We start from the raw sequence: 19,967 nt of genomic DNA, 5'->3' as shown, positions 1-19,967 counted from the left end.
GTCGCCCGCCGTCAGGAACGCGCGAGTTCGATGACTTCTTCCTCGGTCGGTGGACTCTTGGGGTGGTAAGACAAGCACAGTGGAGTGGCCGTGCGCCGGAACTCCGCGCCTTCCACGGCGGCGTAGAACTGACCGGCGGGCAGACGCCCGACGTCGGGAACCGAGCCGCCCTTGACTCGCGCCATCTCCTTGGCCGCATCGACCTGCGACGGGCTGTTCAACAGGCCGTAGAACTGAGTCGACGCGTTGCCGGCAATGCGGTTGTGCAGGCCCTTCGGAGCTTGGGTGGCGAACACCAGACCGAGCCCGTACTTACGTGCCTGCGACGCCAGAGCGAGGGTGCTGTGTGTCGCGGCGGTCGTCCTGTCCGACGGCGCGAAGTTCTGCGCCTCGTCCATGACGAACAGTCCGCCCAGCGGCCGGTCGCCCGCAGGATTCTTCTTTATCCAGGCGAACAAGCCCATCTGCAGCTGGTTGACGAAGCTCTGCTTCTGCTCGTCGGTGGTCAGGCCGGCGAGGTTGATCACCGACACCCTGGCCTTCTTGCCCTCGACCGGCGTCAGCAGAACAGCCGGATCGACCGGCGTACCTGCTCCGGCGAACATCGGATCGTTCGCGGCGGCGGCTTTGAGATTCTCGGCCAGACCGGCAGCGATGCGGACGGCGTCGCGCATCTCGCTGGCGTCCTCGGGGAATTCCTCGAGCAAGTCGATGAAGTCGGTGAGATTGCCACCGTGCGGGCGTCGACCGAACAGATCGAGGGCCGACTTCAGCACGGCCCGACCGTGTTTGGCCTTCTGTGAGGTACCGAGAACGCCCGCAGCCGGTTCGAGCGAGGCCAGTGCAGACTCGACGGAGGCCTCGAACTCGTCGGCGTCACCGAGGACGCTGACGAAATCGGGAAGGGGCTGAAAGCTCAGCGGCCGACCGGCGGACTTGCGCGGCGTCCAGACCACGACATCGGTGTCGCGCAGATACGCCGTTGCTTTGGCTTCGTCACCCGGCGGCCAGGTTCGCTCGTCCTCCGGCCATGCAGTGCCGAGCCGAGCCAGGTCGTTGTTGACGTCGAGTACGATCGCCGAAACACCCTGCAGCGCAGACTCTTCCACCAAACGTCGGATCAGCACCGTCTTGCCCGAGCCGGAGCCGGCAAAGATCGCCGTGTGCTTGCGCAGCGCTTCGAGGGGAACCGCGACATCGGCACCTGTGCTCAATTCGGCACCCACCACGATGGACGGCCGACGCGATGCGGCCGGTGCGGCCGCGGTGATCGGGGTCTCCGGTTCGATCAGGGCCGTGTCGTCGTCGACGACGCTCACGGCAGGCAACACCGCGCCGAACAGTTCGACGTCGTGTGCCGGCTTGCGCGCGAGCAGCCAGGAGGTGAGCGCGGGGGAGTTCTCGCTCAGCAGGATCGACAGCGCTGCCAAAGCCCGACGGTCCTGGTCGCTCAAGGGCGCCACGACGCCTCCGGCGCGACGCAGGGCTGCAATCGTCTGCTCGGTTTTCGCTCCGTTGGGCCACGGGTCGTTCCTGATCAGAATCAGTCGCCGTTTGGGCATGTCGACGCGCAGGCCCGCTGTGGTCACTGCGCGCTCCACTCGGGCCAGCGCGGCCCGAGCGTTGCCGGACGTCACCGCACGGAAGCACCAGTGCTCCTCGTCGTCGGTATCGGTGTCGACGGTGTGGCGTAGCCGGGCGTGCAGGGCAGGCTTGCCGCTCGGGGGCGGGTCCTGGGCGAGGCTGTCATCGGACGACTGGTGTTCGTGGATCCACGCGGTCAGACCCGCGGACAGCAGTGCGGGAACGATCGAGTCCTCGCTGTCGGGACGCAGCGGAACGGAGACGTCCACCTGTTCGCGAAGTTGCTTGTAGCGATCGTCGAGCATGTCGAGTTCGTTGACCCGCGCGGTGGGGAGTTCCGGCGCATCTGCCGGGCCGGACCGGTCGGTGAAGCTCGTCAGCTCCGATGCGATGCCGGTGTCGAGGCAGTGCCTGATGTGGCGATCGACGGCAATGAGCAGCTGGCGCGGAGTGAAGTCCGGGGCTTGCTCGAACGCGTCGGGTGCCACCGGCCACGTCGGGTGCGGCGGAGTGAAGCCCGCTTCGAGGAAGCACGCTGCCAGGCGTCGTCCGAGCAGTAGCCGACCGATGTCCGACGACGGAATCGGCTTGAGCGACTGAGTGACTCGGAAACGGTCTCGCATGGGAGCGACTCCACGGGCAGCGATCAGTTCCCACGCACTCGACAGAGCCGACAGCACCGAGGCGGTGCGGGGGAGTGTCTCGCGTAGAGACATCAGCCCGTGCGCCAGCTGTTCGACGACCTTGTCCTCCTGCGCGTCGGCGAACTCCTGATCGGATCCGGTGCGCGACTGGGCGACGAGAGTGTCGATCTGGTCGATCGCGAGAATCGTCGGGCCGGTGATCGCGAGCAGTCGCGAAATGTTCTCGGCGATGCCCTGATGGCCGAGCTCGGCGCGGCGAATTCCCCACCCCGAGAACTCCTCGGGATCGACGTCGTCGATCGACTGCAGGTATGCATCGCCCAGGTCCTGAACCGCAGAGTCCGGGGCAATGGACAGCACCAGCGCGCGCAGTGTGTGCTGCGACGTCCGGCGATGGCGGGGATGCACCTTGTACACCGCGGTGACGAAGGCGTCGAGCGTCTCGGCATCGATCATGTTCTCGCCCATGATCTTTGCGCGCTGATCCTCGGACGCGTCGCCGATCTCGCACAGGCGTCGAAGCAGCAAACCGAGCTGACTGTCGGATCCGCGACCGGACGGGCGCATCAGATCGTCGAGCATTCCCATCAGGGTCGAGCGCCAGAATCCGGCGGCGTCGAGGAGCCGGATCAGAAAGAAGTAACCCCCCTTGAGCTGTACTTCCTCGCGCACCTGGCCCAGTAGGTGCGTCTTGCCCGAGCCGGCAGGCCCTCGCACGACGACACCGAGAGGGCTGGCGTCATCGGACACATCGGCGTCGTCGTACGCATTCATCACCTCGAGGAAGACCCGCTCGTGCATCCCCGGCACATGCACGTTCGATTGCGAACGCCAGACGTCGTCGGGTGTCGGTGCCCAGCTCAGCCGCACCGATTCGAGGGCTCGGATCTGCTCGTTGTCCGTCATCGTCGACTCAACGCCCATCATGCTTCGATCGAGAGAAGGTGGTTCTGCTGATTACCGACGACGACGGCGGCAGCACGTTCCTCGTCCGTCAGTGTCTTCTGATTCTCTTCGGGGATCAACGAAACGTCCGACGCTCGTCGCAGGCGTGCGAGAGCGTCGTCGAGGTCGCTTCTCGGTATGTCGTGCAACTCGTTTCGCAGTCGCGAGAGTCGAACCGTGCTGCCGGGTTCACGTGCGAGCCGCGCGTAAGCCGTGCGAATCGAGGCTTCGATGTCGACGGTCTCGTCGGACTTCTCGGACCTGTCGGCGGGTGCGGGTTCGTCCTCGCGGGGCGAGAACACATCCGCCGGACGGCTGTCGGTGCGATCGAGCCATCGACGCAACCCGGCCAACACGGTGAACATCGCCTTACCGGCTCCGGTCGATCGAGCCGGGGGTTCACCGCCGATGAGTTCACCGCAGGTACGCCACCCCTTGTCGGTCAGTTCGAGAGTCATCGGGCGTACCGAGGAGTTCACCTCGATCAGACCTGCGTTCTTCAGCTTGTCGCGAGAAGGCTTGGCCAATTCGGGGCCCATCGTTCTGAGTTCGGAATTCTTGACCGGACTCGCTTCGGCCATCAGGACCAGTAGCACTGCTGCCTCGGTCCCGTTCAGGTCTTCGGTACTCATCGAGGATCCCCCTTCGATCGTCTTCTCGATACTGCCTCGCGGATGGTAGCGACAGCGCGGTGCGGGTCGTCCATCACCTGAGCGTTGGTGAACCGCAACACCATGTAACCGTGTGTCTGCAGTTGGTTGTCGCGCACGCGGTCCTCGGCGAAACGCTCGGGTGCACGGTGTTCGTTGCCGTCGATTTCCACGACGACTCTCTCGGTGCGCCACAGTACGTCGACTGTGAACGGTCGGCTGAGCTCGTCGAGCCGGATCGAGCGATTGTGCTCCCGTCCGGTGGCCCACTCGTGCACGTCCAGCGCTCGATACAAGCGCTTCTCCGGATCACTGGCCGGGTGCGGATGTCCGGCGATCGGTGGATAGCTCAGTGGGCGAAAGCGATCGAGGACGGTGCTGACACCGGCGGGCACTGCGGGTGCACGAACCGACACCGACGGGAACCGATCCATGCCCGACGCCCCGTCTCCGATGACCCACACCGCCATCCCGGCATGCGTGCACAGCCATTCCGCCGCAGTTGCGGCGACACCGGCATCGATGCCCGTGGGTACGACCAGCACGAGCGCGGCGGAACGGCGGCGTTGAGCAACTGCGAGTATCCGCGCCGAACCCGCAGCCCTGGTTTCCACGGTGAACGCTGCTCGACGCGGCGACCGCCCGGCGACGGCCGCGTCGGCGAGAGCTCCGACGTAGGGGCCGAAGTGCTCGGTGTCGGCGGCCAGCCGCACAGCGGTCGTGCGCGCAGCGCGCCGATCCAGCGTGGACGTGCCTGCCTGGTGGTCGAATTCCGGAAGCCAGAGCTCGGCCGAGTTCGCCGCCGCATTCTCCAGTTCGTCGACCACGGCATCCACGAGGTCGACAGTCCGTTTCGCAGTCGTAGGCTCGAGCGCGAAGAAGACGATTGCGGGTGCAGAGGTGGGCAGCGGGTTCACCGAATCGGCGAGTTCTCGTTCGGTCGCACCGTGTACTCGAACGACTCGATCCACGGGTAAGCCGGACCACCAGCCCGCGGTAACGTCGTTCGACGTCATCGCCCTGCCTCGACGATCCGAAGATGTTCCATCTCCGAAACCGTACCGAGAGTCCTGGGTCCGTTGGCAACGGCTCGAGGGCGGGCGATCACGATTTGGATCCACGGGGGCCGTTCCCCTACACTTGACCGGTTGCCTGTGGCAGCGGTGTGCCTTCGTGCGCCCGTACCCGGCAGCCGACCGCGCGTGTCGGGACGGAAATCCGGCACGTACGTACATCCAGGTCAAGGAGAAGTGAGTGATTCAGCAGGAGTCGCGAGTACGCGTCGCTGATAACACGGGCGCAAAGGAAATCCTTTGCATCCGCGTTCTCGGTGGCTCGTCACGTCGCTACGCCGGAATCGGCGACATCATCGTAGCTACGGTGAAAGACGCCATCCCCGGTGGAAACATCAAGAAGGGTGAGGTCGTCAAGGCCGTCATCGTCCGCACCGTCAAGGAGCGCCGTCGTCCGGATGGCTCGTACATCCGCTTCGACGAGAACGCTGCTGTGCTGATCAAGCCGGACAACGATCCCCGTGGAACCCGTATCTTCGGCCCGGTCGGCCGCGAGCTGCGTGAGAAGAAGTTCATGAAGATCGTCTCGCTCGCCCCGGAGGTGCTGTAAATGAAGGTGCACAAGGGCGACACCGTTCTCGTGATCGCAGGCAAGGACAAGGGTGCCAAGGGCAAGGTCATTCAGGCCTACCCCGCTGACTCCAAGGTTCTGGTCGAGGGCGTGAACCGCATCAAGAAGCACACCGCGGTCTCCGCCAACCAGCGCGGCGCATCCTCGGGTGGCATCGTCACTCAGGAAGCCCCGATCCACGTATCGAACGTCGCAGTGGTCGACTCGGACGGAAACCCCACCCGCGTGGGCTACCGGACCGATGAGGAATCCGGCAAGCGCGTTCGTGTTTCCCGCAAGAACGGGAAGGACATCTGAGATGACTACCACCGAAAACATCGCGGGCGAACAGCCTCGACTCAAGGCGCGCTACCGCGCCGAGATCAAAGACGCCCTGAACACCGAATTTGCATACGAGAACGTCATGCAGATCCCCGGCATCGTCAAGGTCGTCGTCAACATGGGTGTCGGCGACGCCGCCCGTGACGCCAAGCTGATCAACGGTGCAGTTGCCGACCTCGCTGCCATCACCGGCCAGAAGCCGGAGATCCGCAAGGCTCGCAAGTCCATCGCACAGTTCAAGCTGCGCGAAGGAATGCCCATCGGCGCACGCGTCACCCTCCGTGGCGACCGCATGTGGGAGTTCCTCGACCGTCTGGTCTCCATTGCCCTTCCCCGAATCAGGGACTTCCGCGGCCTCTCGGGCACGCAGTTCGACGGCAACGGAAACTACACGTTCGGCCTCAACGAGCAGTCGATGTTCCACGAGATCGACGTGGACAAGATCGATCGTCCGCGCGGCATGGACATCACCGTAGTAACCACCGCAACCAACAACGAAGAAGGCCGCGCGCTGCTCAAGCACCTCGGCTTCCCGTTCAAGGAGAACTGAGTCCATGGCGAAGAAGGCATTGGTCAACAAGGCCAACAAGAAGCCGAAGTTCGCGGTGCGTGCATACACTCGCTGCAACCGCTGCGGCCGTCCCCATTCCGTGTTCCGCAAGTTCGGCCTCTGCCGTATCTGCGTGCGCGAAATGGCACACGCCGGAGAGCTTCCCGGAGTTCGCAAGAGCTCCTGGTGATCTGAGGCCTCCGGCCTTCACCACACCACGCTGATGGGCGTGGGTTCCGACAGGAACCCACGCCCATTTCGTGTTTCCCAGGTGCCGATCTTCACACCGACCACACGTCGTGTCGTAGCTCGAGAGAGCGGACCAGATCCACCGCCGCATGATGATCCTGGCTGTCGACGATCAGCAACAGGCCACGCTCGGACATCGCCGACGCGAACGCGTCGGTGGAGACGGTTCTACATCCAGGTGGCATATCCGGGACTCCGAGTTCCCGATAGGTGTCGGCGATCGCAACCACGTCCTCGACTGGATCGAATCCCCAGACGGTCACGAAATGTCCTACATTCCAATCGAATTCGGTCAGTTCCGCGGTGTGAACATTCGCCACCAGGCCGAATCGGAAGTGCACGTCGGCAAGGCCGACGAGTAGCAGGCGTAGCCGCTCGGTACCGGGCCCCATGATCGGAACGACGGCAACGCGGTGGTCGGTTGCCGTCTCGATGCCCTCTGCGAGACCTGCCGCTGTGGTCCCGGCTGCGTCGATCGATGTGGCCCTCGGCAGTGCGTCCCACCCGTCGGTGATTCGAGGGGTTCCGGGAGGACCGGTCGACTCGACCTCGACCGGCCAGATCGCGGACCCTGATGCGACCGCAAGTGCCGTCACGCCCGGTGCGTCGTCGCCCATGACGGCCGTCAGCGCAACCGATGCCGAGAACGGTCCGCAGAGTTGATCCGGTTGCGGCAGAACATGATCGAGCCCCGAGACAATGGTGCTTGCCTCGGGGAACCGGCGCAGCATCTCAGTAGATCCAGCGCAACGATTCGAGCAGTTCGTCCTCGGTATGGCTCTCCGCCCACGTGGCGTCGGCGTCCCGGCAGGCAACGAATGCGCCCAGAAGTTCCTCGCCCAACACGTCTCGGACCAGTGCTGACGACAGTAGGTTGTCGCGCTGCTGCGCGTGGGTGGTCGCGAGTGGGGAGATCCCCGCGGTCTCGCGACGCGCGTCGTCCCAACCTCCCACGTCCTCCTGGACCGGTGACGGCAACTGCGCCGAATCCGCGACTCCCGACAGGCCGGCCGCGATCGTGACGGCCAGTGCCAGATACGGATTGGCGGACGCGTCGCATGCCTTCAACTCGACGTTCGTGTGTTCGGGGCCGAGAAGGGGTGTGGCCGGTACGAGTCGCACTGCAGCCTCACGGTTTTCGACGCCCCAGAACCCGAAGGCACCTGCCCAGTAGCCCGGTCGACGACGCAGCAGCGAACCCGAACTCGGTGCCGTGATGGCAGTGAGTCCCGAAAGTTCTCGAACGAGGCCCGCGACGTACGCCCGCCCGGTGTCGGACAGTCCGTACTCTCCGTCCCCGGTCAATGCGTTGTGACCATCACGAACCAGTGACGTGTGCAGGTGCCACCCGTTACCTGCACTGCTCGATGAGGGCAGGGGAGCGAAGCTTGCCCGCAGGCCGTGAGCTTTCGCCGCTGAGTGGATGGTCTGCCGCGCGAGAACTTGCGCATCGGCTGCAGCAAGTGGATCGAGTGGACTCAATGCGATCTCCAGCTGGGAGCCGCCGTACTCGGCATGAATCTGACCGATGTCGAGGCCGTTCGCAGTCAGCGCCTCGAGCAGCAGGACTACGAATTCGTCGACGTCGCGGAGTGCGTTCGCCGAGTAGGCAGGTCCGCGATGAGCCGAGAGCCCGTCCGATTCGCGAGTCAGGGCGAACTCGATCTCGAATCCGGCCCGCACCTCGAAACCCGCATCGGACGCCCTCTGAACCTGCCGCTCGAGAACAGCACGTTGATCGTAGGGCCAGGGAGAGCCGTCCGCCGACAGCTGCCTGCCGTGTACCCAGACAAGCCCTGGCTGTCCGGACAGGGCGACCACGCTCGACGCGTTGTCGATCACCGGAATCAACCGCACATCGCCGGACGGCGTCGACAGTCCCTCGTGGGCGAACGTGATCCCGTCGTGGGAATCGAACACCGCGAACACCGCGGTAACTCCTACTCCACGCCGTGCGACTGCCGTCAATCCTGCGGTGGGCACGGTGCGTGATCGGACGATGCCATTGTTGTCGACCCAGCCGATGGTCACCCCCGCGATGTTGCGGTCACGCAGAGTGTGGGTGAGGTGGTCGATGTCGACTGCCTTCGAGTCCGTCATGGTCCGACGTTAGCGAAGAAGTGGGAGTCCGGGTGTCCAACTGGGTCTGCGGGTTGCGAAACGGCGGGGCTACCCGTGTACCGCGCCGAACTGAGCCGCTGAATTCGCTTGACCGTGTCTGCGGTCGAGTCCAGAGCGGCGTCAACGCGGCGAGGAGTATTGCGCGCGACATCGGTACAGAGTTTTGAACGTGATTTTCGTACAAGGTCTGTACGCAAACCTCTTGGGCCGCGTCAGGCCGCGTTGTGGCGGGGGTTCTCCTTGGATCAGTCCGCGAAGAGGCCTACGAAGTAGGTGCAGTCGAAGTCGATCAAGAACTCGACATCGATATATGGCGCGAACTTTGCCAAGCCCGCGGGCGCGACCTCATGCATTGCGGCTTCAACTGGTCCGTATCCTTCGTCTACTTCGATCAACTCTTTGATGATCCTGGTGGTAGCACCCCGAAGCGGGTAGCTCTTGGTAAGAAGCTCGGATTTTTTCTCGTACGCGTCCAGGTACCACATTTGTCATCTCCGTGGTTTTCGGCCGGGCACCGGCGCTTTTGTCATATCGCCGGTGACTGGGTCGAACTTGTCGAGGCGGTGCCCGTTCCTCGTGTGCATTCGGACCCCCATGTCGGTAAGTGCATACGAATAGATATCTTCTGTTGCCTGTCCGATGTGGCCGATCGTCCGGTGGACGTTCATCGCTGAGGTGCGGACACTGAGATTGAGATCCGACCAGAGCGATGACGATACCGAGGTCTACGCTGCAGGACGTGTTGTTGGTGATCGTCAATCTGAAGAATAGCCAACTTTGTACTCGCATTTCTCGTCCAGAGTGAAGGCTTCGTTCAGGAAAGCTGCAAACTCTGACGCCTTGGACAGCGGAACGTCGTGTTGACGAATCCCAATGGGAAGTTCGTTCTCGTCGTCTGCTACTCCGAGAATCCTCCCGATTACCGTGGCTGACATGTCGTGAAGGACATATTCGCTCATAAGGAGATGGGTAGTCTTATCGAATTTCTCTAGGTGCCACATCTTAGTTTTCAGAAGTTAGTGAGAACAAGCGCGTGCCGTGTGACCGGTAATCGCTCGATCAGTCGATAGATTCTGGTATCACGTGTGCTCCACTCTCGAGCAGTTCGCCTCCCACGTATCGCATTGCCCATTCCTCAGTCGGTGAACAGGCCGATGAAGTATTCATAATCGGAGCTGATTCTCAAATTGCCATCTATGTACTTCGCGAACTTCGGTACGTCGGCCAATGCGACGGGGTACGGTCCCATCTCTAACGGATATTCACTTTCGTCGACGTCCATTATCTCTCTGATTTTGTCTCCCGTAATAGCGAGCAGAAGATAGCTGTCCGCGATCGAATCGGTTCGGTCATTGTACGATTCCAATTACCACATGCCGTCTCGTGGTTCCTGATGCGATCGATCTGGTAGGTCTTCGTCTTCCCTCGACCGCAAACGCTCGGCCATGGACGCGGAGTGTGAAGCCTCATTTCGGTTCGGCGCGGAACGAGACTTCGTACGAGTGTCCTTCTTTGGCTTGGAACGGGATTTGTATGAACTGAGCAAAGGCCGGCACCTTCTCCGCCGGTACGTCGTTCTGGCCGACTGCAACGGGTAGGTCGAAGTCGCTGTCGTCGATCTGTAGCGTGTGTTTGACGAATTCGACCGTCATATCGTGCAAGAGGTATATCTCTGTTGCCAATTCGGTTTCATCATTGAATTCTTGCAGGTACCACATGGCGTTCTCCTTTCGAGTGTATATTTTACTGTTGTGGTTGATTTCGGAGCGGTTGTGACCCAGCGTCATGTCAGGTTCGAGCAATCCAGATGTCGGAGCCGATTCGTCATCGACCTGGCCTTCTGGTTGGATCTGGGGGTTTCGTCTGAACGCCGGTATTGGGGTCGTATTCCCCCAAATGTTTACCGCTCTTGCTGTACTTTTCGACCGCGCCGTGCTGATAATCCCACTCGTATATGTTTCCTTTTTCGTCGACCCAACGCGTCCGCCGGTTCATTCTTTTTGCTAATTTCGCGTTAGGTATCCCTGGAAGATCCCTTGTTGGCGGAGGATTGTAATGCCAACTACCTCCACCAGTATTCGCGTTGAATGTCGTCGGACTTGCTTGTAGGAGCGGTTGCACGTCCAGTGCAATTCCAATGGCCGCCGCGCCGGTTGCCACGGTGACACCGACAGCAATTGCCGACGCCGCTTCCACTCCGGTGAGGACCGCGATGACACTTCCGGCGATGACGCTGCCCGTCGCGCCGGTAACCGCGACCGTTCCCACGCCGAGTGTGAAGAAGCCGGCAACTGCACCGGCGATCATGCCGGCAACGATGGCCGTCCCCACGATATCGATGACGCTCTGGTGAGCCTCCTGAATGGTGGTGGCCCATTCGCCGCAAGCGCTCGCAAGGGTGTCGAATTGGTCGGCGGTGTTCTGCGCAGCGATGTAGACGCCGTCCATCTGGGCGAGGACCTGCGGCATTTCGTCGGAGGAAAGGTCCTCGATGTCGGTCCATGCGGAGTTCGTGGCGTCGCTCGCTCGGCGTAGCCCCTCGGCGGCGGTGCGCCACGCGCTTCCGAGACCCCGGAGCTTGTCCGGATCGCCGTTGGGCCACATGTGGCCCTGTAGCCATCGCGTGATCAGGCCCCACCCCATCGGAGCGTCGGTGTCGCCGCCGTAGGAACCGTCGAAGCGCGGTGTATCCGTATGAGGAAGTTGTGGGGGAGCGGGTAGCGGTGGGGGCGGCGGAACGGTGTTCGCATTCTCCGCGTTGGCGTGGTTGACGCCGGTTGCCGCCAGCAGATCATGAAGTTTGCCGAACGCATTGGTGATGTCGGTCCCCGCGGTGACTGCGTCGAATGCCGCGGAATCGTAACTGTCTGCCCAAGACTTTCCGGCGTTGTCGGTGCCTGCGCAGCCCCAGTTGCGGTCGAGTTCCGCGGCGAGTGCCGCTATCGCGCCGCTGGATATGGTCTTGGCGCTGCCGTACTGGGAAGCCGCATCGGCAAGGATGTCCGGGTCGACGCTGATCGGGGCCATCAGGGCCACATTCGCTTGTTGTGGTCCACGGCTGCGCGGTAGCGATCATGGGCGCCTCGTGCCAGCGAGCCGAGTTGGGCGAGCGCGGTTCGCATATCGTTCAGTTCCTGCCGGAGTAGCTCGTGCTTCGAGCGGTGCGCCTCGGCCGCTTCGCCCTCCCATTCGATGCCGAGATCGTTGACCTCGCGCTCGACACCGGCGATAGCGGATTCGATCGTGGCTCCCACTACATGCGCGCGATCGACAAGAGCGAGAATCCGCTCGACGTCGGCGACGTAGCGTGCCATCAACGGTCCAACCGCAGGCCGGAATCCATCACGTGCGCGTCGATCTTCTTGTCCGCTGCGGCGTAGTCGATTGCAACGCGATCGAGCAGCGCAGCGTCCTCGGTCAGCGCGCCACACATCTTCCGGGCCGAATCGACCCACTCCGCCCACAGAACGGCATGGGAATCGGCCGCGATGCCCGTCCAGGAGGACTCCATCAACTCTTCGGCGTCTCGGCGGATGAGGTCGATGTCGTCCCAGAGCGCATCGGCGAGACCGGACATTCGGGCTGCGGCTCGACGGATGCGGTCCGGATCGGCTCTCACAGCGTCTTCCGGGACGAACCCGGCCACGGCCGGACGCCGACCGTTTCGAAAAGACCATTCGAATGCATCGAACCCCCCGGAGCGATGGAATGATGCCGGAAGGCTACTGCACCGAACCGACGAACGCGGTCGTGTCTGCCGCCTCGCACCGGCAGGGTGCCCCTCGAGCACTACCACGATCGATTTTGAGAATGGCACCCGGTTCCCTACACTAGAGCGGTTGCCCGGGCTTCGTCGTGCCTGCACGCGAGTCCTTGCAATACAGAACGCAACCTCGAGTTCTCCGTACGTCAGCATTGAACATGCGGAAGCTCGTAACACCTGGCAGTGCAGCGATGCATTGCTTGGAGCGCAACCCCTGACCGGCAACAGTCGGTCAGGACATGTTCACTTCGCTGTAGGCCCACGATGTGACGAGCCAGGCCCGTCGGTTTTCCGAAACCCACAGGCACCAGCCCGCGCGTGCTGCATGGGAACCGCTGCGAGAAAGGTGCACAGGTCACACCATGACGATGACCGATCCAATTGCAGACTTCTTGACTCGTCTGCGCAACGCCAACTCGGCGTACCACGACGAGGTGAAGCTTCCCCACTCGAAGCTCAAGGCGAACATCGCCGAGATCCTCAAGCGCGAGGGCTACATCTCCGATTACCGCACGGAAGACGCCGAGGTGGGCAAGACCCTCATCGTCGATCTGAAGTACGGCCCGAGCCGTGAGCGCAGCCTCGCCGGCGTGCGACGCGTCTCCAAGCCCGGTCTCCGGGTGTACGCAAAATCCACCAATCTGCCCAAGGTTCTCGGCGGCCTGGGCGTGGCGATCATCTCCACGTCCACCGGTCTGCTCACGGAGCGTCAGGCTGCCAAGCAGGGTGTGGGCGGAGAAGTCCTCGCCTACGTCTGGTAGGGGAGGCCACCACCATGTCACGTATTGGAAAATTGCCGGTCCCAGTCCCCGCTGGCGTCGATATCACCATCGACGGCCAGGACGTTGCGGTCAAGGGCCCCAAGGGTGCCCTGAGCCTGACAGTCGCCGAGCCCATCAAGATCGCCCGCGCCGACGACGGCACCATCGCCGTCACCCGGCCGGACGACGAGCGTAAGAGCCGCTCGCTGCATGGCCTCTCGCGCACACTCGTTGCGAACCTCATCACCGGTGTCACCAACGGTTACACCACCAAGATGGAGATTCACGGCGTCGGTTACCGCGTCGTACTCAAGGGCAAGGACCTCGAGTTCGCACTCGGTTACAGCCATCCCGTGCTGATCGAAGCACCCGAGGGCATCACGTTCACGGTCGAGTCGCCCACGCGATTCACCGTTGTCGGCATCGACAAGCAGAAGGTCGGTCAGATCTCTGCCAACATTCGTCGTCTGCGGCGTCCGGACCCGTACAAGGGCAAGGGCATCCGCTACGAGGGTGAAGTGATCCGCCGCAAGGTCGGAAAGACGGGTAAGTGATATGAGCCAGCAAACAGCAGACAAGGCGAACGTCGTCAAGCGCACACCGCGCGGCACCGACGTCTCGACGAAGCGTCGCCTGTCGAAGGCACGTCGTCACTTCCGCCTTCGCAAGAAGATCTCCGGAACGCCCGAGCGTCCGCGCTTGGTCGTCAACCGGTCCTCGCGTCACATCCACGTGCAGTTGATCGACGACCTCGCGGGCCACACGCTGGCCAGCGCGTCGAGCATCGAAGCCGATGTGCGCGCACTCGAGGGCGACAAGAAGGCCGTCAGCGCGAAGGTCGGCGAGCTCATCGCCAGCCGTGCGAAGGCAGCCGGCGTCGAGGCAGTCGTGTTCGACCGCGGCGGCAACAACTACAGCGGCCGCATCGCGGCACTCGCAGACGCTGCCCGCGAAGGCGGGTTGACGTTCTGATGATGACAATGACTGACAACGGAAGGACAGCCTGATGCCGGGACGTCAACGGCGTGACGGCGGAAGCGGCCCCGCCGGACAGAACAGTGGCCCCAACGCAGGTGGCGACAACAACCAGCGCGGCGACAACCGCGGTGGTGGCGGTCGTGACCGTCGTGACAACGGCCGTGGCGGAAACGCTGCGGACAAGTCGAACTTCATCGAGAAGGTCGTCACGATCAACCGCGTCTCCAAGGTGGTCAAGGGTGGTCGACGCTTCAGCTTCACCGCCCTCGTCATCGTCGGTGACGGCAACGGACTGGTCGGCGTCGGCTACGGCAAGGCCAAGGAAGTTCCCGCGGCCATCCAGAAGGGTGTCGAGGAGGCTCGCAAGAGCTTCTTCCGCGTCCCGATGATCGCCGGCACCATCACGCACCCCATCCAGGGCGAAGCCGCTGCCGGCGTCGTCATGTTGCGTCCGGCCAGCGCCGGTACCGGCGTCATCGCCGGTGGCGCTGTGCGCGCAGTGCTGGAGTGCGCCGGTGTCCACGATGTGCTGTCGAAGTCGCTCGGTAGCGACAACGCCATCAACGTCGTGCACGCGACCGTCGCGGCCCTCAAGGGTCTGCAGCGTCCAGAGGAAGTTGCGGCTCGCCGCGGCCTGACCCTCGAAGAGGTTGCACCCGCCGGAATGCTGCGCGCTCGCGCACAGGCAGGAGCGGTGAAGTAATGGCTCAGCTGAAGGTCACTCAGATCAAGAGCACCATCGGCCAGAAGGCGAACCAGCGTGACAGCCTGCGTACTCTCGGGCTCAAGGGCATCCGCCAGACGGTCGTCCGCGAGGACAACCCGCAGAACCGCGGACTGGTCAACACGGTGCGCCACCTCGTAACTGTTGAGGAGGTCTAACCATGACCATCAAACTGCACCACCTGCGCCCCGCAGCCGGATCCAAGTCGACGAAGATTCGCGTCGGCCGTGGTGAAGGTGGCAAGCGCGGCAAGACCGCAGGTCGCGGTACCAAGGGAACCGGCGCACGTAAGAACGTGCCGGCACGCTTCGAGGGTGGCCAGATGCCCCTCCACATGCGGCTCCCGAAGCTCAAGGGCTTCACCAACCGCAACCGTGTCGTGTTCCAGGTCGTGAACCTGCGCGACATCGAGCGCCTGTTCCCCGAGGGTGGTCAGATCGGTATCCCCGAGCTGATCGCCAAGGGAGCCGTTCGCAAGAACGAGCTCGTCAAGGTTCTCGGAGACGGAAACCTCACCGTGAAGGTCGATATCTCGGCCAACAAGTTCACGGGCTCCGCCAAGGAAAAGATCGCCGCTGCCGGCGGTTCTGCAACCGAGGTATGAGCATTGCTTCGAAGTGCTGATTAGCAGCGCTTCGAGCAGCAGTTCGTGACGATGGCCGCAGCCACAGCTCTCGCAGCTGAGCTGCGGCCATCGTCGCCTACACGCAATGTCGTGTGTGTCGACCGATCGGCCAGGGTCCAACACTGACCGTCGGGACGTTCGATGCGCACTGTTAGAGTTCTAGAGTTCAGAGAAGTTCGTATCGATGCGGTCGATGTACGTCGTCCGCAGTCCATGCTCGTGAGGCTCACGGGAGCATCAGTCGCTCCCGCTGAAGCACTCGCGGCGTCAACGCAGTCGTGCCAGGAGGATCTTTGCTTTCCGCCTTCGTGTCGGCCCTCAGGACTCCTGACCTGAGACGGAAGATCCTCTTCACGCTCGGTCTGGTGGCCCTGTATCGCTTCGGTGCAACGCTGCCGTCGCCGGGTGTCGACTACGCCAATGTCCGAGCGTGCATCGACCAGGTCTCCGGTGGAGATTCGGCGGGCATCTACTCGTTGATCAACCTGTTCTCGGGTGGAGCGCTGCTCCAGCTCTCGGTGTTCGCGATCGGCATCATGCCGTACATCACCGCCAGCATCATCGTGCAGCTGCTCACCGTCGTCATCCCCAAGTTCGAAGAACTCCGCAAGGAGGGACAGTCGGGCCAGGCCAAGATGACGCAGTACACGCGTTACCTGTCGATCGCACTGGCCATCCTGCAGGCGACCGGCCTGGTGGCCCTCGCTTCGCGCGGCCAGCTACTCCAGGGATGTCAGCAGGACATCATCGCCGACCAGTCCATCTTCGGGCTCGTCATCATCGTGCTCGTCATGACTGCAGGCGCAGCCGTCGTGATGTGGTTCGGCGAGGTCATCACCGAGCGCGGTGTCGGTAACGGAATGTCGCTGCTGATCTTCGCCGGAATTGCCTCGCGCATCCCGTCCGAGGGCAACTCGATCCTCGAGAGCCGCGGCGGACTGGTGTTCGGGTTCGTCTGCTTCGCAGCGTTCCTCATCATCACCGGTGTGGTGTTCGTCGAGCAGGGTCAGCGTCGTATTCCGGTTCAGTACGCCAAGCGCATGGTCGGTCGAAAGATGTACGGCGGCTCGTCGACCTATCTTCCGCTCAAGGTCAACCAGGCCGGCGTCATCCCGGTGATCTTCGCGTCCTCGTTGCTCTACCTGCCCAATCTGATCGCGCAGCTCACGTCTGCGAGCACGGCAACAGATCCCAGCTGGTGGCAGCGCATCATCAACGAGTACCTGGTGAACCCAGCCAACCCCGTCTATATCGCGATCTTCTTCGGGCTCATCGTCTTCTTCACGTACTTCTACGTGGCGATCACGTTCAATCCCGAAGAGCGCGCCGACGAAATGAAGAAGTTCGGCGGGTTCATTCCCGGTATCCGCCCCGGCAAGCCGACTGCGGACTACCTGAACTACGTCCTCAGCCGCATCACGCTGCCCGGCTCGATCTACTTGGGCACGATCGCTGTGCTCCCGAACCTGTTCCTCGACATCGGCAGTTCCGGTGGAGGCGGGAACCTCCCGTTCGGTGGAACAGCCGTGCTGATCATGGTCAGCGTCGGCCTGGACACCGTGAAGCAGATCGAAAGCCAGCTCATGCAGCGCAACTACGAAGGGTTCCTCAAGTGAGACTTGTTCTGCTCGGTCCCCCCGGTGCCGGCAAGGGCACTCAAGCCGTTCTCCTCTCCGAGAAACTGGGCGTGCCGCACATCTCCACCGGAGATCTGTTTCGCGCGAACATCGGCGAGAAGACGCCGCTCGGCCTCGAAGCGAAGAAGTACCTCGACGCCGGCGATCTGGTTCCCAGTGAGCTGACTGTCGACATGGTCCGCAGCCGTCTCGCCGAGCCCGACGCCGTCAACGGTTTCCTGCTCGACGGCTTCCCACGTTCAGTCGGTCAGGCCGAGGCTCTCGTGGGCATTCTGGCCGATCTGAACGCAAAGCTCGACGCCGTGCTGTCGTTCGTCGTCGACGAGGACGTCGTTGTCGAACGGATGCTTGCGCGCGGTCGCGAGGACGACAAAGAGGACGTCATCCGCAACCGCCTCAAGGTGTACCGAGACGAAACGGCACCGCTGCTCGACTACTACGCCGACGAGCTCGTCACGGTCGACGCCATCGGTGAAGTGGACGAGGTCAACGCTCGCGCGCTGAAGTCCATCGAGGATCACGGCAAGTAATGGCGTTCGGCCGTAAACGCAAAGTCGTACCGTTTCGTAGCGCAGGTGAGCTCGACGCCATGGCGGCTGCCGGTGCGGTCGTGGGTGCTGCGCTGGTTGCCGTCAGAAACGCGGCGGGTCCCGGGGTCTCGACACTCGAACTCGATCGAGTAGCCGAAGCAGTGATTCGTGACGCCGGGGCCGTTCCGTCGTTCCTCGGGTATCACGGCTTCACCGGCAGCATCTGCTCCTCGGTGAACGATCGTGTGGTGCACGGCATTCCGTCCGCAGACGAGGTTTTGGCTGCAGGCGACCTGGTCTCGATCGATTGTGGTGCGGTCCTCGACGGATGGCACGGAGACTCCGCGTGGACGTTCGGCGTCGGAGACATCATCGAGGCCGATGCAATGCTGAGCGAGGCGACGAGACTGTCGATGGAAGCCGGTATCGCGGCAATGCTCCCTGGTAACCGACTCACCGACGTTTCGCATGCCATCGAGTCCGGAACACATGCGGCGGAAAAAGCGCACGGCCGAAAGTACGGAATCGTCGACGGCTACGGCGGCCACGGAATCGGCCGCGAGATGCACATGGATCCATTCCTGGCGAACGAGGGTGCACCGGGCAAGGGCCCGGAGTTGGTGGTCGGATCGACGCTCGCGATCGAACCGATGCTGACTCTCGGGACCTACGACACCGACATCCTCGAGGACGGGTGGACCGTCGTCACGACCGACGGATCGCGCTCGGCGCACTGGGAACACACGGTCGCCGTGACCGAGGACGGGCCACGCATCCTGACGGTTCGGCCCAGCTAGAACTACCAGGCCAACGATCCGTAACGACGGCCCCCTCGGATGAGTCCGAGGTGGGCAGCCGTCAAACGTAGCCACAGGCGCGTCGGCATCCGGGTCAGTGTGGTCGGCAGCAGTGGGTTTCGCAGTGCAAGCGCGAGTAGCGCGACGATCGTTGTACGAACTCGGAACGGCGGGCATCCGCGAGCCCGGTACATCCCGCGGACGTGGGCCGAGCCGTATCCGAGTGCCCCCGCTTGTGCCCAATTGTCTCGGTAGCCCGTACGCAGACGATATTCGACGAGCGGCTCGGCTATGAAGTGCAGGCGAGCGCCCGATTGCTGTGCGCGCCAAGAGAATTCCATGTCCTCGCTGGCATGAACGAATTCGAGCATCCCTCCGAGATCTCGGTAGGTCGACGCGTGGCACGCCATACTCGCTCCGATGACGAACGGTCGAAATGCTGACTTGCCCTGATTCGAAGGTGGGGCGAACGGAACGGCGGCTCGCGTGGATTCCGAGTTCAGTGCCTCGGTGCTCAGGCCGGTTCCCACGAGGTCGTAGCGCTCGAGCTCGGCAGTGATGCGCCGCAGCCACGTCGGGTGCACGACGTCGTCGGCATCGCAGAAAGCCAGGAGTGGGCCGTCTGCTGCCTCCGCCCCGCGATTGCGCGCGAAGGATGCGCCTGCGGTGCCGGACGAATCGAGGTACTTCAGATTCAGTCGGGTCCGTAGCTCGTGGTTCTTCACGAACTCACACACGCCGTCGGTCGAGCCGTTGTCGCTGACGACGACTTCGAACGAGCCGTCGTAATCCTGATGCGCGAGCGCGCTCAATTGTTCGTCGAGTAAATCCTTGGCGTTGTGTACGGGAATGATCACGGAGACGGCTGGGCTGCCTCCGGACGGGTTGGAACTCAAGAGTGCACCTTGCGGGCTCGGACGCTGCACGATTACGGGCGGACGAAACGTTAGCTTCTTTGAACGAGCGTGGCCAGCCGAGGTGTTTCGTGCCCGCTTCGCGCGCATTTGGCCAGATGTGTGTTTGCCGGTAACATAGATCGACGGTGCGCCCTGCGTACCGGATGTTCGCGTGCCCGCATGGGCTGCGAGCGTTTCCGGCGACACGCAGGCTCGAGCGATCGAGTCGGTCAGTGCGCATCACGGTAACGGAAACAGATGCAATCAACCAGGTGTGAGAGCCAGGATCGCGGAGGATATGGCCAAGAAAGACGGTGCTATCGAGGTAGAGGGCCGAGTAGTCGAACCACTGCCCAATGCGATGTTTCGCATTGAGCTCGAAAACGGCCACAAGGTACTCGCTCACATCAGCGGAAAGATGCGTCAGCACTACATTCGCATCCTTCCCGAGGATCGCGTCGTCGTAGAGCTCTCGCCCTACGACCTCACGCGTGGACGCATCGTTTACCGCTACAAGTAAGAGCTTCCCCGGCCACGTCCGGTCGGGG

General features: G+C 62.9%; 27 protein-coding genes. 14 read left to right on the top strand and 13 right to left on the bottom strand.

The features are described from left to right. Positions 1 to 11 precede the first annotated feature (11 nt). From BH93_RS18050 to BH93_RS18040, 3 genes are read right to left on the bottom strand one after another with little or no spacing between them, the layout of a single operon-like run. Positions 12 to 3,134, bottom strand: coding sequence for an ATP-binding protein (locus tag BH93_RS18050; RefSeq protein WP_037177070.1), 3,123 nt, complete (start codon positions 3,132 to 3,134; stop codon positions 12 to 14). Between the two features lie 17 nt (positions 3,135 to 3,151). Further along, a complete protein-coding gene (locus tag BH93_RS18045; protein ID WP_037176569.1) occupies positions 3,152 to 3,805 on the bottom strand; it encodes a hypothetical protein in 654 nt (217 codons plus the stop codon). Next, positions 3,802 to 4,839, bottom strand: coding sequence for an endonuclease domain-containing protein (locus tag BH93_RS18040; RefSeq protein WP_037176571.1), 1,038 nt, complete (start codon positions 4,837 to 4,839; stop codon positions 3,802 to 3,804). The genes BH93_RS18045 and BH93_RS18040 overlap by 4 nt, the downstream gene beginning before the upstream one ends. 238 nt (positions 4,840 to 5,077) lie before the next feature. On the opposite strand from BH93_RS18040, the gene rplN reads away from it, so the two are divergent. Genes rplN through BH93_RS18020 form a run of 4 tightly spaced genes read left to right on the top strand, consistent with a single transcriptional unit; the run spans position 5,078 to position 6,528 of the window. Next, positions 5,078 to 5,446: a 50S ribosomal protein L14 gene (gene rplN, locus BH93_RS18035; RefSeq protein WP_008718280.1), complete on the top strand. Its 369-nt coding sequence runs from the start codon at positions 5,078 to 5,080 to the stop codon at positions 5,444 to 5,446. Beyond that, the gene (gene rplX, locus BH93_RS18030; protein WP_008718278.1) at positions 5,447 to 5,764 is read left to right on the top strand and encodes a 50S ribosomal protein L24; all 318 of its coding nucleotides are present in this window, start codon (positions 5,447 to 5,449) and stop codon (positions 5,762 to 5,764) included. Between the two features lies 1 nt (position 5,765). After that, positions 5,766 to 6,338: a 50S ribosomal protein L5 gene (gene rplE / locus BH93_RS18025; protein ID WP_008718275.1), complete on the top strand. Its 573-nt coding sequence runs from the start codon at positions 5,766 to 5,768 to the stop codon at positions 6,336 to 6,338. 4 nt (positions 6,339 to 6,342) lie between these two features. Then, positions 6,343 to 6,528 (top strand): type Z 30S ribosomal protein S14, encoded by a 186-nt coding sequence (locus BH93_RS18020; protein ID WP_008718273.1) that lies wholly within the window; start codon positions 6,343 to 6,345, stop codon positions 6,526 to 6,528. Between the two features lie 91 nt (positions 6,529 to 6,619). Here the strand turns inward: BH93_RS18020 and BH93_RS18015 are convergent, their stop codons facing one another. The 9 genes from BH93_RS18015 to BH93_RS17980 all read right to left on the bottom strand — a co-directional run bounded on the left by BH93_RS18015 (position 6,620) and on the right by BH93_RS17980 (position 12,327). After that, on the bottom strand, positions 6,620 to 7,318 hold the full coding sequence (locus BH93_RS18015) for a DUF6885 family protein (protein WP_037176573.1): 699 nt from the start codon (positions 7,316 to 7,318) through the stop codon (positions 6,620 to 6,622). 1 nt (position 7,319) lies between these two features. Continuing rightward, the gene (locus BH93_RS18010; protein WP_052065662.1) at positions 7,320 to 8,687 is read right to left on the bottom strand and encodes a glutamine synthetase family protein; all 1,368 of its coding nucleotides are present in this window, start codon (positions 8,685 to 8,687) and stop codon (positions 7,320 to 7,322) included. 266 nt (positions 8,688 to 8,953) lie between these two features. Continuing rightward, positions 8,954 to 9,193: a DUF7683 domain-containing protein gene (locus BH93_RS18005; protein WP_037176575.1), complete on the bottom strand. Its 240-nt coding sequence runs from the start codon at positions 9,191 to 9,193 to the stop codon at positions 8,954 to 8,956. Between the two features lie 270 nt (positions 9,194 to 9,463). Beyond that, positions 9,464 to 9,667, bottom strand: a complete 204-nt coding sequence (locus tag BH93_RS18000; protein ID WP_037176577.1) for a hypothetical protein — start codon at positions 9,665 to 9,667, stop codon at positions 9,464 to 9,466. Positions 9,668 to 9,843: 176 nt separating this feature from the next. Continuing rightward, complete coding sequence (locus BH93_RS28375; protein ID WP_037176579.1) at positions 9,844 to 10,074, bottom strand: DUF7683 domain-containing protein; 231 nt, start codon at positions 10,072 to 10,074, stop codon at positions 9,844 to 9,846. A 100-nt stretch (positions 10,075 to 10,174) separates the two neighbouring features. Continuing rightward, positions 10,175 to 10,426: a DUF7683 domain-containing protein gene (locus BH93_RS17995; RefSeq protein WP_155291082.1), complete on the bottom strand. Its 252-nt coding sequence runs from the start codon at positions 10,424 to 10,426 to the stop codon at positions 10,175 to 10,177. 106 nt (positions 10,427 to 10,532) lie between these two features. Then, on the bottom strand, positions 10,533 to 11,735 hold the full coding sequence (locus BH93_RS17990) for a colicin E3/pyocin S6 family cytotoxin (protein ID WP_197914425.1): 1,203 nt from the start codon (positions 11,733 to 11,735) through the stop codon (positions 10,533 to 10,535). Beyond that, positions 11,735 to 12,022, bottom strand: a complete 288-nt coding sequence (locus tag BH93_RS17985; RefSeq protein WP_037176582.1) for a WXG100 family type VII secretion target — start codon at positions 12,020 to 12,022, stop codon at positions 11,735 to 11,737. The genes BH93_RS17990 and BH93_RS17985 overlap by 1 nt, the downstream gene beginning before the upstream one ends. Next, positions 12,022 to 12,327, bottom strand: a complete 306-nt coding sequence (locus BH93_RS17980) for a WXG100 family type VII secretion target (protein WP_165712748.1) — start codon at positions 12,325 to 12,327, stop codon at positions 12,022 to 12,024. The genes BH93_RS17985 and BH93_RS17980 overlap by 1 nt, the downstream gene beginning before the upstream one ends. Positions 12,328 to 12,833: 506 nt before the next feature. Here BH93_RS17980 and rpsH point away from each other — a divergent pair. The 9 genes from rpsH to map all read left to right on the top strand — a co-directional run bounded on the left by rpsH (position 12,834) and on the right by map (position 18,523). Continuing rightward, positions 12,834 to 13,232, top strand: coding sequence for a 30S ribosomal protein S8 (gene rpsH, locus BH93_RS17975; RefSeq protein ID WP_008718266.1), 399 nt, complete (start codon positions 12,834 to 12,836; stop codon positions 13,230 to 13,232). A gap of 14 nt (positions 13,233 to 13,246) precedes the next feature. Then, complete coding sequence (gene rplF / locus BH93_RS17970; protein WP_032376650.1) at positions 13,247 to 13,786, top strand: 50S ribosomal protein L6; 540 nt, start codon at positions 13,247 to 13,249, stop codon at positions 13,784 to 13,786. Position 13,787: 1 nt separating this feature from the next. Next, complete coding sequence (gene rplR / locus BH93_RS17965; protein WP_032365631.1) at positions 13,788 to 14,204, top strand: 50S ribosomal protein L18; 417 nt, start codon at positions 13,788 to 13,790, stop codon at positions 14,202 to 14,204. Between the two features lie 34 nt (positions 14,205 to 14,238). Beyond that, the gene (gene rpsE / locus BH93_RS17960) at positions 14,239 to 14,913 is read left to right on the top strand and encodes a 30S ribosomal protein S5 (RefSeq protein WP_032365630.1); all 675 of its coding nucleotides are present in this window, start codon (positions 14,239 to 14,241) and stop codon (positions 14,911 to 14,913) included. Then, positions 14,913 to 15,092: a 50S ribosomal protein L30 gene (gene rpmD, locus BH93_RS17955; RefSeq protein WP_008718256.1), complete on the top strand. Its 180-nt coding sequence runs from the start codon at positions 14,913 to 14,915 to the stop codon at positions 15,090 to 15,092. The genes rpsE and rpmD overlap by 1 nt, the downstream gene beginning before the upstream one ends. A 2-nt stretch (positions 15,093 to 15,094) precedes the next feature. Beyond that, the gene (gene rplO, locus BH93_RS17950; RefSeq protein WP_027496326.1) at positions 15,095 to 15,538 is read left to right on the top strand and encodes a 50S ribosomal protein L15; all 444 of its coding nucleotides are present in this window, start codon (positions 15,095 to 15,097) and stop codon (positions 15,536 to 15,538) included. A gap of 314 nt (positions 15,539 to 15,852) precedes the next feature. Continuing rightward, positions 15,853 to 17,175, top strand: coding sequence for a preprotein translocase subunit SecY (gene secY, locus BH93_RS17945; protein ID WP_032376651.1), 1,323 nt, complete (start codon positions 15,853 to 15,855; stop codon positions 17,173 to 17,175). Further along, on the top strand, positions 17,172 to 17,726 hold the full coding sequence (locus BH93_RS17940) for an adenylate kinase (protein WP_037176583.1): 555 nt from the start codon (positions 17,172 to 17,174) through the stop codon (positions 17,724 to 17,726). Before secY ends, BH93_RS17940 begins: the two co-directional genes overlap by 4 nt. Then, a complete protein-coding gene (gene map / locus BH93_RS17935) occupies positions 17,726 to 18,523 on the top strand; it encodes a type I methionyl aminopeptidase (RefSeq protein ID WP_032376653.1) in 798 nt (265 codons plus the stop codon). Before BH93_RS17940 ends, map begins: the two co-directional genes overlap by 1 nt. Before the next feature lie 2 nt (positions 18,524 to 18,525). Here map and BH93_RS17930 read toward each other — a convergent pair whose 3' ends face one another. Continuing rightward, positions 18,526 to 19,419: a glycosyltransferase gene (locus BH93_RS17930; RefSeq protein ID WP_165712745.1), complete on the bottom strand. Its 894-nt coding sequence runs from the start codon at positions 19,417 to 19,419 to the stop codon at positions 18,526 to 18,528. Positions 19,420 to 19,717: 298 nt separating this feature from the next. On the opposite strand from BH93_RS17930, the gene infA reads away from it, so the two are divergent. Then, the gene (gene infA / locus BH93_RS17925; protein WP_005140011.1) at positions 19,718 to 19,939 is read left to right on the top strand and encodes a translation initiation factor IF-1; all 222 of its coding nucleotides are present in this window, start codon (positions 19,718 to 19,720) and stop codon (positions 19,937 to 19,939) included. Positions 19,940 to 19,967 lie beyond the last annotated feature (28 nt).

The sequence above is a fragment of the Rhodococcoides fascians A25f genome, from assembly GCF_000760935.2.
In the GTDB taxonomy this organism is placed as follows: Bacteria; Actinomycetota; Actinomycetes; order Mycobacteriales; family Mycobacteriaceae; genus Rhodococcoides.
Note: the sequence above shows the minus strand (reverse complement) of the source record. Positions and strands in the feature narration are given on the sequence as shown.